At 27.0% G+C, this 14592-nt stretch carries 13 protein-coding genes; 12 read left to right on the top strand and 1 reads right to left on the bottom strand.

Annotated features, from left to right (window positions below):
- Positions 1–20: 20 nt before the first annotated feature.
- Positions 21–3347 (bottom strand): efflux RND transporter permease subunit, encoded by a 3327-nt coding sequence (locus KCTC32516_RS02000; protein ID WP_301401672.1) that lies wholly within the window; start codon positions 3345–3347, stop codon positions 21–23.
- A 348-nt stretch (positions 3348–3695) separates the two neighbouring features.
- Between KCTC32516_RS02000 and KCTC32516_RS01995 the strand changes: the two genes are divergently transcribed.
- From KCTC32516_RS01995 to KCTC32516_RS01940, 12 genes are all read left to right on the top strand, one after another.
- Entirely contained in the window at positions 3696–3917 is a 222-nt protein-coding gene (locus KCTC32516_RS01995; RefSeq protein ID WP_301401671.1) for a hypothetical protein, read from the top strand.
- A gap of 93 nt (positions 3918–4010) precedes the next feature.
- Positions 4011–5117, top strand: coding sequence for a DUF4221 family protein (locus tag KCTC32516_RS01990; protein WP_301401670.1), 1107 nt, complete (start codon positions 4011–4013; stop codon positions 5115–5117).
- Positions 5110–5571, top strand: a complete 462-nt coding sequence (locus tag KCTC32516_RS01985; protein WP_301401669.1) for a hypothetical protein — start codon at positions 5110–5112, stop codon at positions 5569–5571. The genes KCTC32516_RS01990 and KCTC32516_RS01985 overlap by 8 nt, the downstream gene beginning before the upstream one ends.
- Before the next feature lie 273 nt (positions 5572–5844).
- A complete protein-coding gene (locus KCTC32516_RS01980) occupies positions 5845–6051 on the top strand; it encodes a hypothetical protein (protein ID WP_301401668.1) in 207 nt (68 codons plus the stop codon).
- Between the two features lie 206 nt (positions 6052–6257).
- Positions 6258–7397 (top strand): hypothetical protein, encoded by a 1140-nt coding sequence (locus KCTC32516_RS01975; RefSeq protein WP_301401667.1) that lies wholly within the window; start codon positions 6258–6260, stop codon positions 7395–7397.
- Between the two features lie 64 nt (positions 7398–7461).
- Positions 7462–7869, top strand: coding sequence for a DUF1573 domain-containing protein (locus tag KCTC32516_RS01970; RefSeq protein ID WP_301401666.1), 408 nt, complete (start codon positions 7462–7464; stop codon positions 7867–7869).
- A gap of 548 nt (positions 7870–8417) precedes the next feature.
- Positions 8418–8630, top strand: a complete 213-nt coding sequence (locus KCTC32516_RS01965) for a hypothetical protein (RefSeq protein WP_301401665.1) — start codon at positions 8418–8420, stop codon at positions 8628–8630.
- A 33-nt stretch (positions 8631–8663) separates the two neighbouring features.
- The gene (locus KCTC32516_RS01960) at positions 8664–8867 is read left to right on the top strand and encodes a hypothetical protein (protein WP_301401664.1); all 204 of its coding nucleotides are present in this window, start codon (positions 8664–8666) and stop codon (positions 8865–8867) included.
- A gap of 52 nt (positions 8868–8919) precedes the next feature.
- Positions 8920–10083 (top strand): DUF4934 domain-containing protein, encoded by a 1164-nt coding sequence (locus KCTC32516_RS01955; protein WP_301401663.1) that lies wholly within the window; start codon positions 8920–8922, stop codon positions 10081–10083.
- The gene (locus KCTC32516_RS01950) at positions 10073–10462 is read left to right on the top strand and encodes a DUF1573 domain-containing protein (protein WP_301401662.1); all 390 of its coding nucleotides are present in this window, start codon (positions 10073–10075) and stop codon (positions 10460–10462) included. The genes KCTC32516_RS01955 and KCTC32516_RS01950 overlap by 11 nt, the downstream gene beginning before the upstream one ends.
- A 25-nt stretch (positions 10463–10487) precedes the next feature.
- On the top strand, positions 10488–11576 hold the full coding sequence (locus KCTC32516_RS01945) for an efflux RND transporter periplasmic adaptor subunit (RefSeq protein ID WP_301401661.1): 1089 nt from the start codon (positions 10488–10490) through the stop codon (positions 11574–11576).
- Between the two features lie 2 nt (positions 11577–11578).
- Complete coding sequence (locus KCTC32516_RS01940) at positions 11579–14590, top strand: efflux RND transporter permease subunit (RefSeq protein ID WP_301401660.1); 3012 nt, start codon at positions 11579–11581, stop codon at positions 14588–14590.
- Positions 14591–14592: the final 2 nt, after the last annotated feature.

The following is a 14592-nucleotide window of genomic DNA, read 5'->3' as shown; positions in this document are numbered from 1 at the left end:
TCCATTGGGTAAAATTACTTTTAAGAAGTACATAAAGACTGTGTGCCTTTACCTTTCCTGTTTTCTATCCAAACACAAGGAGCGGAAGGTTGACATTTCCAGTATCCCGCACCAATTTTAACTACTTGTTCTGAATAACAATATGTGTCAGTTTCTGAAGCGTTAGCGTTAGCATTTTGGATGCTAAAACCAAATGAAGACCCAATCGCTATTACAGCAATTAGGGTAATCCCAAATAAATTCTTTTTTAAAGTAAAAATGGGTAAATAAAATAAAATCCCTAATAAAGAAAATAGCAACCCGCCAATAGTTCCTGCACCTAATGCAAACCAAAACACTTCATTCTGTCCGTCTTTTACAAAAGGGATAAAACCTAAAATTGTAGAAACTATGGTTAAGATAATTGGAAATATCTTTTGCTTAAAAGCTTCTAAATAAAGTGCTGAATAATTTTGATTTGGATGTTCTTTTTTTAGTTTATTAAATCCATTTATAATAAAGATTGAAGCATTTACCGTAATTCCACTTAACAATACAAAACTGGCTAAACCTCCTTGGTCGAAATTAAAATCAAACAAATAAAATGTTAAAAAGACACCTATAAACGAAATCGGAATTACACTTAATATAATAAATGGTTGTTTAAAACTTTCAAATAAAATCGCACAAATAAAGTAAATGATTACTAAGACTAGAGTTAATAAAAATAAATAATTATTGTTTTTATCGTCGCTTAAAAACCATCTATTACCTGCTTTTTCAAACTGATAGCCTAAAGGTAACTTAACGTGTAATTCTTTTAATTTTTCATCTAAAAATTTTGCACCAAATTTTGCAGATCCTGTATATTGAAATTGTACCAATCGTATATACTCTTGATTTTCTTTGTAAATATTTTCTTCTTCTCTTAGTTGTGTTACTTCAGCAATATCATTTAATATGATTGGGTTGTTTATGCTGTCAATAGGTGTCTGCTTGATTGCCCAAATATCATAGTTGTTAGAATTGTTAGAAACAAAACGAATTGGCATATATGTTCCATCAATATTTAATGAAATACTAGCGCTTTTTGAAAGCGTTAACTCTTTTAACTCATTAAAAACTTTTGATGGATTGCTATTAGCCATTGCTAATTTTTCTTTATCTAATGTGAATTGATATTCATAGGAAGGCTTTCTCGTGTAATAGGTATTCTCTTTTACTAAAACATTTTGAATCCTTGGATGTTTCTCTAAAGCTACTTTTAAAGTATCTGCCCAAGCGTTTAAATTATTATAATTATAACCTTTGGCTTCTACAGAAAAATTAATAGGATCATTTGAACCTCCTCCATTACTAAAACCGTTTCCAACACCATACACACGCCAATCAATTCCTCCTAAATCTAATGCCTTTCTAACCAATCTAGCTTTTAAAACAAATGGAAAAGAAGATTCTTTGAATTCCTCTTTAAATGCAATTTCCATTCGTGCATAATTACCACTATTTATAGAACTTATAAATTGTTTTATTTCAGAAAATTGATTCAAATAATTTTCTATTACTAAAAATGCTTCATTCATTTGATGCACTGTTGCACCTTTTTCCATAGATGCAGTTACATATAATTTAGTCTCTTCATTTCTGCCATAATATGCATCGCCAAAAACATAAGCATTAAACAATCTAAAACTTCCACCTAAATAGGTGTCTAAATATGGTCTTACATTTTCTCGATACCACTCATTTCCTAAGGTTGTATTGTATGTTTTTTCAAAAAAGGTGTTGTTTTTCTCCATTTTTTGTGGAAGTAGAAAAAAAGGAATTCCAAAACCTAAAATAATAATTGTGATCGATGATTTTTTAAAACGAATTAAAAAGGAAAGAATGCTTGAGTAAGTTGTATAGAATTTTTCTTGTAAAACGATTCCCCATTTTTTAGGCTTTGTTTCTTTTAAAGGAATTTTCTTTAACAATGCAGGGATTAAAAACAACGCAACTAGTAAAGAAACTGAAAGATTGATAATAATTACCAATGCAAAATCAATCAAATTTACTTTGTATTTGTCATCTAAAAAATAAATAATTGACAGCGCACCAACAGTAGTCAATGTAGAAGCTAGAATAGGAATAATTACATTTGTATTTCCTAATTTTTTTATGTGGTCAATCATAACAATACTATTATCAATAATCAACCCTAAAGAAATTGTAATACCAGCTAAAGAGTATAACTGAATCTCTACCTCTAAAAGGTAATAGCATAAGAAAGCAATACTTAAATTGGCAATTAAACTAAGCACAGTAATGGTTAAATAACGAATACTCTTACTTACTAATAAAATAAAAAGTAAAAGAATTATTACGGTATAACTAGCACGTTCGTAAATTTTACTCAGTTCTTTTTCTAAATACTCAGTAGCATTATAAGTTTCTGTTATTGTATAGTCTTTAGGTATTAGTAATTTAATTTCCTGTAGCTTTTTTGCTACTTGTTTTGCTAAAACAATAGTATTGGCATTTTTAGTTGCATATACAGAAAAAGTAATGGCATTTTTTCCATTAACTCTGTAGTAATTTGAAGCTTCTTGCTCTGTAATTTCAATGGTGGCAATGTCATCTAAATACACAATTCTATTCTTAACTTTTTTTATAGGGATATGCCAGCTTAGTTTTGTAGCAGCACTTAATGACAATGTGATAAAAGCACTTTGATAATTAATTTCGCCTAAACTTTCTTTAGAGAATTGTTGTTGTATGGCAGTAATAATTTCATTCTTGCTAATAAATAATTTCTGCAATTGTGAATTTTCGTACGAAATAACATATTCTTTTGGCTTAGCTCCATATGTGTTAATCTTATCAACTCCAACCAATGTGCTAATTTGAGGCTCAATACTGTTTTTTACGGTCTCTTGAATTGCAAATGAAGTATAAGGAGCGTTAATACTATACGACAAGAACGCACGCTCATTCTCACTATCTTCAGGAGAGTTTACACTAATTGTTGGATAACTCGCCTTTTCTGGTAATTTTTTATATAATTGACGAATTTTAGTAGCAACTTCAAATCGTGCGGCACTAATGTTCGTAAACTTATCAAATTCTAACGTAATGTATCCATTTCCTTTAGAAGACTTGGAGTTGATATTGGTAACCCCTTTAATAATACCAAAACTACCTTCTAATTTTGCAGTAATTTCTTTTTCTAAACTATATGGAGATGCACTTGACCAGCTGTAACTCACTGTAATACTTGGCAGCGTAGCACTGGGGTTTAAACGAACAGATAGCTTAGAAACAATACTAAGCCCTAAAAAACTAAGTACAATAAATAGGATAAAAACCTTAAAAGGGGAGAATTTCATTTTTTTACAGCCAATTTAATAATACACGAACTTACTACTTCCTTTTCAGAAAAAAAACAGCTTTGTTCTATTATCAATATAAACAAGTGCTTTAGTACTCGATATTTATAAATATCGACTTACTCAGATAAATTTATGCTAAAACTGAGAAATAATTTTTTAGGTTTACCATGTTTTTAAAAATAAGCAGATCACTTGTATTTAAAAATTGCTAGCAAAAAAAAGAATGTTTTAAAAATTGCATGCCATTCTTTTTTACAATTAATGAAAAGCATCCTCAAAATAGTTTTGAGTATGCTATTGTTTAACTAGATCTACACAAAAAGGTAGATTGTAAAATTTATTAAAATGAAAAAAAAGATTTTTGGCGCTTTATTAGGCGCACCGCTTTTAATCGTAGCAGCGTTTAGCTTTATTCCAAATATAGCTAATGCAAATGTATCACAAGGAGAACCAATTTATGTGTTTTCTGAATTTGAAACACAATCTCATACAATCTGGGTTTGTGATGGTTCTGGTACAGATTGTATGGAAGGAGATGGGCCTAGGACTCTTATGATTTCTAAATAATTATAAATCTCTCATTCGTAAATTGAGATTTTAAGTAATATAATTCAGCGGTAGAGTTATTAATTTTTTCTACCGCTTTTAATTTTTTATAAGATGAAGAAATATAGAATTTTATCAATATTATGTTTATTAGCCTTTATACTCTCTTCTTGTAAAAAAGAGAAACATTTTAATCATAAAGAATTAAACTTTAAAATAATTGATACTTTAAACATTAAAATACCAGTTGGTACAAGTATTCAAGAAGTTTATTGGTCATATAATAATGTTGATGATTTTTTTAATAATTCTGATTTTCCGTTGTCAGAAATTTACCAATATAATACAGTTGATAATACTTGGAGAGCTAAGTTAAAGTTTGAAAGAGTAGGTCCTAAAGGAATCGGTATTGGAACAGGGTTTCATTTTTATAACCAAGACTCATTATTTATAGCAAGTAGTTATAAACACAAATTATTTCTGTTTAATAAAGAGAATTTAATTAAAAAATATAACACACCAGAAGATTATAATTTAAATCTGTTTACTACTCGCAAAGCGGTTTCTTATAAAAAGAGTGTGTTTTTTCCTGGAACAGAGTTTTTAAAAAGTAATAATGATTTTACTTCAAATGCTAGATTATTATTAAAGTTAGATTTAGTTACTGAAAAATTTCAGAAAATTTTAAATTACCCTGAAGAATATTTAAATAAATCATGGAAAAAAGAATTATTAAATGTGTCTTTTATAGTTAAAAACGACTCAATCTACTCTAGCTTTAATAAGTCACAATATATTTATTCTAGTGATATAAATGGAAATTATAATAATAAGTATTTAGCAAAAAGTAAATATTTAAATGAAATTCCAAGTTTAAAACCAGGTACTGAAAACTCAGTAAGAGCAAAGTTAAACTATTATAAGAATGGTTATTATACTTATTTGTTAGATGACACCTATAATAAAAGATATTATAGGTTCGCATATCACCTTCCTTTAACAGCTGAATATGATAAGATTAAAATGTCTGACATGAAAATGTCAATGATAGTTTTAGATTATGATTTCAAATATATTGGAGAGGTAGATTTACCAAAAGAAGTAAGTGGTTATTTCTGTTTTATTACAGAAAAGGGATTGTTTTTGTCTCTCAAGTCTCAGTATATAGATGTTAAGGAAAATGAGGATATGCTGAAATTTATACAAGTAAGTTATGATTAAAAGATATATAGTAATATTACTCTCTTTACTTATGTTTTCGTGTAGTGTTACATCAAACAAGGAAGAAACTGTACTTAATTTTCTGAAAGAGAATGAGATAACAGTAACTAAACCTTCATTGGTAATTATATTGCCAAATAATTCCTGTTCATTTTGCGTGAATAGAATTATTGGTTATTTAAATGAAAAAAATACAACAGAAAAAATCATTTTACTTTTTTTAGAATCAAAAGTACTTACAATGTTAGATAAAGATACACTAGAGGAGTTAAAAGCAAAAATAAAAGTAAAAAATAAAGAACTTGATGACTTTATTAAAACTGGTTTATTAGTTAAAAGCGATAACTATTATAAGCCTCTTTTTATAGAGATTGAAAAAAAGATAACAATACATGAGATTGAATCAAGTGGTGACTACCAAAAATATTATAATATTATAAATAAATATTATTAAAGTGAATAATCAATTTAACACATGATATTTATAAATATCGACTTACTTAGAAGAATTTATACTAAATACTGAGAAATAATTTTTTAGGTTTACGCTGTTTTTAAATAGAAGCAGATCACTTGTATTTAAGAATTGCTAGCAAAAAAAGAAAGAATGTTTTAAAAATTGCGCACATTCTTTTTTACAATTTATTAAAAACATACTCAAAATAGTTTTGAGTTTGTATTGTTTAACTAGATCTACACAAAAATGTAGATTGTAAAATTTATTAAAATGAAAAACTTAAAGAAAAATTTGTTTACTATAGGGTTAGCATTCTCTATGATGTTAGGTGTTGGATTCAGTTTTGTTCCTCAAAATGCTAGAGCTTCAGAAATTGATCCAGGTAAGGGAGAATTGTATGGAAATGCTGAAGGCACAAAATATTGCTGTAAAGGCGATTTTGCTTCTGATTGTGGGGCTGCTACTTGTCCATTTTAATTATTATTATTATTAAGATTATTTGGGTAGTAGGTTTTGTATTTGCTATGATTTTTTTACAAATCCAATATCCAAATAATCTTTGTTAACAAGATATTCTATATAAATTCAAGTTTAGAATCATCTTTGCCAAAACTTATTAACACATGTAAAGTATACCCTTATACTAACATAAACTATCAAGTTATAACCTCTTATCTAAAAAAATGAAAAATATATTTATTCTTATATTAATAATGTCTGTTTTTACTAATTGTAAAAAAGACAACTCTATAACACCAACTATAGAAGTTCTTAAAGGCGTTAAAAAAACAATAAATCTTTCACAGATTTCAGAAAATCAAAGGATTATGGTTATAAAAAACCATGATTTTCAAATGATAGGTAAAGTAAAAAGAGTTCAAAAATTAAATAATAATTTGATTGTTCAATCCCCATCAATGATTTCTGTAATAGATTCTAACGGTAATATAATTAAACAATTAAGTGTTGAAAGCGAAGAAGTTATTAGCCCCCTCAAAGGGATGAATGAAATGAAGGTGTTTGATGGAGTGATTTATGTATTAGATAGAGAAGTTTTTAAAATATATATACTAGATGGAAACTTAAACTTAAAGTCTTCGATTAATTTAAATTTTTATTGCCAATCTTTTGAGATAATTAATCATAACACTTTTATTTTATATATGGGGCATACTATTGCTGAAAATAATAAAGGTTTATTTGTTGTCTACAATAGTAAAAATAATGAAATAATAGATGACTTATTACCAATTGATAAAAATACAACTGGCTATTTTAATTTTTTAACATCTAACCATATATTGAAAACAAGCTCATTAGATTATTTTTATTTATGGGACAGTACTAAGAATTATATTTATGAGTATTCGTTAAAGAATGGAATCAAAAATAAATTTTATATTAATTATGCAAACTCAGGACTTCCGAATGATTTTTATGAAACCTCTACTTTTAAAAATGCATTTGATTTTTTGAGTAAAACAAGAAAAAAATCTTATGCTTTTAGGCATTTTGACTTTAAATCAAATACAAATTATTTGAGTTTTATATTTGAAAAAGAAGGTTTTTTTATTAGTACATTATTTAATTTTAAGACAGGAGATGTTATAAGTTATCAAGAAATCAAAGATGATGTTTTTACCAATTTATCCTTAGATGGTCTTTTCTTTTTTGGAGATTTACTTGATGAAAATAGTTTTGTTTATCTTCTTCCTTTCGAATTATTATCTGAAATTGAAGATGATAGTAAATTAAATGTTGAGTTAAAAAAAGCTAAAGCTAAAAATCTAGATGTGCTAGTTTTTGGACAATATAATTTTTAACATTAGAAAAGCGAAAAGTAAAGAATGAGTATAGTATTTCATGATTATATTAAAATTTAAGAAAATGAAATTTAAAAAAATTAGTTATTTAATAATAATATTTATTATATCCTTTCTTATTTCAAATTATTTCAGGAAAGGAAAGGAAAAAGAAAATATGAAAAAGACTAGTATATCGTATGATTTTAAAAAACATAATTTTTTTAAAATAAGAAAAAACATTGAAGCTTCTATCTATTTTGTCTATAAGAACACAGGTCAACACCCTCTAAAAATAAAAAATATAGTTAGTACTTGCGGTTGTACAATTCCTGTTTGGTCAAGGAAAGAATTGGCTCCAAGCATGAAAGATAGTATTTTAGTAACTTATGATTCAAAAGAAACAGGAAAGTTCATTAAAAGCATATATGTCACTTCAAATAGTCAAATTAAACTAGATGTTTTACGAATTGAAGGAATGGTTTTAGAGTAAATTTTGTAACACAACAGTTAATCTGTATATTTGAAAAAAGCTAATGAAAAAGATCTCCCTTTATATTTTCACATCTGTATTGCTCTTTTCTTGTCAACAAGAAAAAAAGGAGCAAATAGAAGACAGTACTCTTACTTCTACATCTGTTAGTAAAGGTCTTAATGTTACCACAACTATAAAGCAAAATCAACTTTTTGGAGAACAGTTAATTCTTAATATATATTATTAGTGATTGAAAACTAATAGATTTTAGATTAAAGGATTCATTAGGTAAAGTAAGCATTTATTTAACACACGATATTTATAAATGTCGACTTACTTAACGTAATTAATGCTAAAAAGTAGAAATAATTTTCTAGGTTTACACTATTTTTAAATAGAAGCAGATCACTTATATTTAAAAATTGCTAGCAAAAAAAAGAAAAAGAATGTTTTAAAAATTGCGCACATTCTTTTTTACAATTATTAAAAGCATAATCAAAATAGTTTTGAGTGTGTTAATGTTTAACTAGATCTACATAAAAATGTAGATTGTAAAATCTATTAAAATGAGAAAAAAGATTTTTGGCGCATTATTAGGCGCTACGTTTATGTTAGTTGGGTTATTAAGTTTTAATCCTACTACAGCTGAAGCAAATGTAAATGAGGATTTCGGCGTAGTTGTTGATACTAAATGTGTAATTAAAGCTACAGGTCAAGTTGTTGGCTATGCTAATGATTGTGGTCCTGGTGAAGGAGCATGTATTGACAGGTTCTGTTAAGATAGTGATATAATAATTTTAAAACGTATAATAATGAAAAAAAGAAAATTAATTTTAGGATTTGGCGCATTGCTTTTTATGTTTTCTATTGTTTTAACAATAGATAGTTCAGAAGCAATCGAAAGAGAGGAAAACCTTCCAACTGCAGAAAAATGTTACAATGAAGCAGGTGAATACACAGGTCAGGCAACTAAATGTGACACTGGTGGTACAGGCTGTAATATTAATTTCTGTTAATTAACATTTAGAGGAACTGATTCAGTTCCTCTATTTTTAAAATTTAAAAAAAATGAAAAAAATAATTTTTTGTTTATTCTTTATTTTGATTATTAGTTGTAAAGAAAAAGATGTTTTATTAAATAAACCTTCTAAAATTCTTGATATAAGTAAACAAAAACGAACTAAAGATTCGTTTAGGAAATATGTTTCAAGTTTTAGGTTTATAGAACTTAAAGGAATGAATTCTATTGATTTTATAAATAAAGTAGATAAAATAGAATATCTTGATAGTGAATATTTTGTTTTAGATAAAAGTAAGTCAAATCTTTTAGTTTTCGATTTAAAGGGAAATTATGTAAGAAAAATTGGAAAAAGAGGGAATGGACCTGGAGAATATAAGAATATTAGTGATTTTGTTATCAATAAAAAGAAAAAGACTGTAACGTTATTGTCAAGCAATAATATAGGGTACTTTATATTTAATACAAAAGGAGAATACATAAAAAAAGCAAGATTCTCAAATTTTTATCCAAAGAGAATTGGGTTAATAAATGATGATACTTATGTAATGTATACAAGTTATGCTAGTAATTATAATAAAGATTTGATTTTTACAAATTTAAACGGAAAGATTGTTGATAAAAAATTTGACTATCCAGAAGGTATTGATCAAATGGCATTTAATTTCTCTGGAGGCATAAAAAGTATTAATGATAAAACTTTTTATACACAAGTAGCATCTTCAAAAATTTATGAACTTGATGTTAATTTAAAAGCTTACGTTAAATACCAGGTGGAATTCGTAAACAAAACATGGAGTGAAGATAAAAAATTTGAATTATTCAAATTTAGTAGGGAAACAAAAAAAATGAATCTTTCATATTTAGGAAATTCATATTTTGAAAATGAAAATATTTTTCTTTTTGATTTTACAGATAAGAATAAAGAGAAAAAGGGGTTTTACAATATAAAGAATGAATTATTATATACAAGTGATTCATTTAATAATGATGGAATTTTAAGGGTTTTTGATAATGTTGTCGGTTTATCTGAAAGAAATTTATTTTATTCAGTTTTTAACCCTCAATATTATAATCCTATAAAGAAATATTTTAAAGGATTTGAAAGTGAAATAAAGAAATTAAATAAAGAATTTCACAAAATATTATCAGAAAAGAAAGATGAATCAAATCAATATTTGTTAATTTATAAATTGAATTTAGATGAGAAATAGGTTATTAATCTTAATTATTGCATTAGGAATTTTTTCTTTAGGACTTTTTATTATCTTAGAAAATAATAGTAAAATCACCTTTACTGTAGAAAAAGATATGATTAATATAGGTAAGGTGAAGAAAAATGATAAATCAGAAGCTGTTTTTCGAATTAAAAACACAGGAAAAAAAGACATTATAATAAAAAATGTATTAAGTGATTGTCATTGTACAATTCCTGATTGGTCTTCTGAGCCAATATTGCAAGGTGAAACTTATGTTCTGAACGTAACATATGATAATCATAAATTGGGTTTTTTTGAGCAAACTGTTTCTATATATATAAAAGATACAGATATTGTTCCTTTATTAATTATGAGAGGTACTGTGGTTGAATAAATTTTTTTATATTTGAAAAAAGCTTATGAAAAAAATCTCCCTTTATATTTTCATAGTTGTATTGCTATTTTCTTGTCAAAAAGAAAAGAAGAAGCAAGCAGAAGATGATATTCTTACCGCTACATCAATTAGTAATGGTGTTAATGTTAGCACTATTACAATACAAAACCAACCTTTTCAAATACAGTTAATTGCCAATGGTATAGTAGAAGCTGTACAAAAAAGTGAGTTGCGTTTTAAAACCAATGAGCAATTGGTAAGGCTTAATGTATCTAATGGAGATTTGGTGACTAAAGGTCAAGAAATTGCTAGTTTAGAAAATAGTTTATTAGCGAACAATTTAGAAAAAGCTACAATAGATGTAGCAAAAGCAAAAAATAAATTTATAGAAGAGAAAATTAATTATGGTTTGGCAAATGTCTCAGAAAAGGATATGAAGCCAGCTGTTTTAAAATCTTTAAAAATTAAAAGCGGCTATTTTGAGGCCGAAAATGCATTAGCTAATGCGCAACTTTTATACAAGCAAACTATTTTAAAAGCACCTTTTGATGGAGTAATTGCCAATGTAAAAGTAAAAGAAGGTTTTTATGTTTCAGCATCTGAGGTCTTCTGTACTATTATAAACCCAACTAAATTAGAAGTTGTTTTTTCTATACTAGAAAGTGAATATTCTTTTGTGAAAAAAGGGCAAAAAATAACATTGCAGTCATTTTCTAATGTAGAGAAAACTTTTAAAGGAATTATTTCTCAGATAAATCCTTTAGTAGATGAAAATGGGCTGATAGAAATTAAAGCGAGTATCAATACAAAAGATCTAAGTTTATTTGATGGAATGCATGTAAAAGTACTGATAAATAAACCAATTAAAGATGTTATTGTTGTTCCGAAAGAAGCATTAGTATTACGATCAAATAGAAAAGTAGTTTTTACACTCGAAAACGGCTTGGCAAAATGGAATTACGTAACAGAACTGTATGAAAACAGTACACATTATGCCATTAAAAAAGGAGAAAACTTAAAAAAGACAGACACCATTATTGTATCAGGGAATATGAACCTTTCTCATGATGCAAAGGTGAATGCAGCTTTTATTAATAAGAAGCAAAACAAGTAAAAATGGTTAAGTTTCTAATCAATAGACCGGTTGCTGTTTTTATGGCAACCTTAGCTTTTATTTTGCTAGGCATTGTTGCATCTGGTAAAATACCTACTTCTTTAATGCCCGATATTCCTATTCCAGAAATAACGGTTCAATTAAGTTATCCTAATAATACAGCAAGAGAGTTAGAAACCAATGTAGTTCGCTCATTGAGGAATCAATTATTACAAGTAGGAAATCTAAAAGAAATTACTTCTGAAACTAGAGATGGTTTTGCAACTTTGCGTTTACAATTTGAATATGGAACCAATACCAATTATGCTTTTATAGAAACCAATGAAAAAGTAGATGCATCTTTAAATTATTTGCCAAGAGATCTTGATAGACCTAAAGTAATTAAAGCATCGGCTACAGACATTCCTATTTTAAATTTAACCGTAGCTTTAAAAGAAGATTTTACAGATGAAGGCTTTTTAGAATTAAGTGAGTTTACAGAGACTGTATTAAAAAAGCGAATAGAGCAATTACCAGATATTGCATTGGCAGATATTAGCGGTTTAAGTAAGCCAGAAATTTTAGTTAGCCCTAAAAAAGAAATTCTACAGAGTTTAGGGATTTCTAATAATGAATTAATTAACGCCATAAAACAAAACAACTTTGAGCTTGGTAATTTATTGGTTCAAAACGGAATTTATCAATACAATTTTAAGTTTGCAAACCCTTTAAAAAGTAAAGAAGATTTAGAAGAGATTTATCTTAAAATTCATGATAAATTATTTCAACTTAAAGATTTGGCTTCAGTAAAATTATCTGCAGAAGAAGATAGGGGCTTAGTATATTCAAATGGTAAAAGAGCAATTGTCTTGTCTATTATAAAGCAAGCAGATGCAAGAGTTTATGAGTTAAAAGAAGCGTTAGATCAATTAACCACTTCTTTTGTTACAGATTACCCTAATTTAAAATTTACATCAAATCAAGATCAAACAAAGTTGTTAAAACTTTCTATAGATAATTTAAAATCTAGTTTGTGGATAGGAAGTTTGTTGGCAATTTTAATTATGTTTTTCTTTTTAAAAGATATAAAATCGCCATTAATTATTGCGATAAGCATACCCGTATCTTTAATAATAAGCATGTTATTGATGTTCTTGTTTGGTTTGTCAATTAATATAATTTCTTTATCTGGATTAATTTTAGGCGTTGGAATGATGATTGACAATGCTATTATAGTAATAGATAATATTACTCAAAAAATTGAATCTGGATTATCACTTTCAAAAGCCTGTATTGAAGGAACAAACGAGATTATTTCTCCATTAATAAGTTCTGTACTGACAACGTGTTCGGTGTTTTTACCATTATTGTTTTTAAGTGGAATTACGGGTGCTTTATTTTATGATCAAGCAATAGCCATAACAATAGGTTTGGGTTCTTCATTGGTGGTTTCTATAGTGTTAATACCGGTTGTTTATAAACAATTGAAGAATAAAAATTTTAAGATTGAAAAATGGTTAAAACTCAATGTTAAAACTCAACATATAGATTCATGGTATGAAAAAGGATACCATTTTTTCTTTGAAAGAAAGTGGTTGGTTTTTTGTATTGCATTTGTAAGTATAGCAATTGCTGTTATTTTGTTTAAATCGATGCCTTATTCACAATTACCAATCATAAATCAAAATGAAGCGATTGTACAAATAGATTGGAACGAAAATATTCATGTACATGAGAATCAACGAAGAATTAATCAATTATTTTCAGAAAATCAAGATGTAAAAACTGTTTTTTCACAAGCAGGAGAGCAACAATATTTATTACAGAAAGAAAATGCTAAAAGTTTTTCAGAAGCAACAATCTATATTCAAACAAACACGATTGAAAAACTGAAAAGTATCGAATTACAGATAAAGGATTCTTTATCTGAAAAATTTCCAAAAGCTAAAATTGAAATCAATCCACCCAAAAATATTTTTGAATACTTATTTGGAGGTAAAAAAGAAAAACTGATTGCTCAAATTACTACTAGAAAGAACTCGTTAGAGTTGCCAAAAGAAAATGATTTGGGAGAAATACAAAATCTATTAAATGGACACTCAATTATTTCTATTTCTTTGAAGAAAACAGCCTTTATAGAAATACTTAATGAAAAAGTGTTGTTATATAATGTGATTTATACTGATGTTATTAATGAGTTAAAAACTACATTTAATCAGAACTTTGTAGATAATTTAAAGACCTCTCAAAAATTTATTCCAATTAAATTGCAATATGATAGATTGTCATTTGAAAAAATGATCAATCATTTGTTTGTTAAGAACAAAGACAGGCAGTTAATCGCGATTAAAAATTTAATAAAAATTCATCCTGTTAACCAATATAAAACGATTAAATCAGATAGAAAAGGAGAATATTTGTCATTTCCTATTGTTTTAGGAAATAGCAATACGGAAGATAAAATAAATGAAATCCAAAATGCTTTTAGTAATCAAGAAAAATTTAATATTAGTTTTAATGGAAGTTTTCTAGAACTTAAAGCACTAGGAAATGAGTTACTTATTGTTGTTTTAGTCGCAGTTTTGTTATTGTATTTGATAATGGCTGCTCAGTTTGAATCTTTGTGGCAACCAATTATTATTTTATTAGAAATACCAATTGATATAGGTGGAGCTTTATTGCTTCTTTGGCTCTTCGGAGGGACAATTAACGTAATGGCTGCTATTGGAATAGTCGTAATGAGTGGAGTAGTAATTAACGATAGTATTTTAAAACTCCACACAATCAATTTATTGAGGAAAAAAGGACATAAGGTTAAAGAAGCAATTAAGTTAGGTGGGAAATTGCGTCTAAAACCAATTTTAATGACGTCTCTAACAACTATTTTAGCATTAATGCCCTTTTTATTTATGGATGGTTTAGGAGCGGAATTACAAAAACCCTTGGCATTAACAGTTATAGGAGGTCTGCTTATTGGTACTTTTATTAGTTTGTATTTTATTCCACTGATGTATTATATATTTAGTAAAAAGTAGGT

Source organism: Polaribacter huanghezhanensis (assembly GCF_030444335.1).
In the GTDB taxonomy this organism is placed as follows: domain Bacteria; phylum Bacteroidota; class Bacteroidia; order Flavobacteriales; family Flavobacteriaceae; genus Polaribacter; species Polaribacter huanghezhanensis.
The sequence above is the reverse complement of the archived record's forward strand: the minus strand, read 5'-3'. Positions and strand labels throughout refer to the sequence as shown.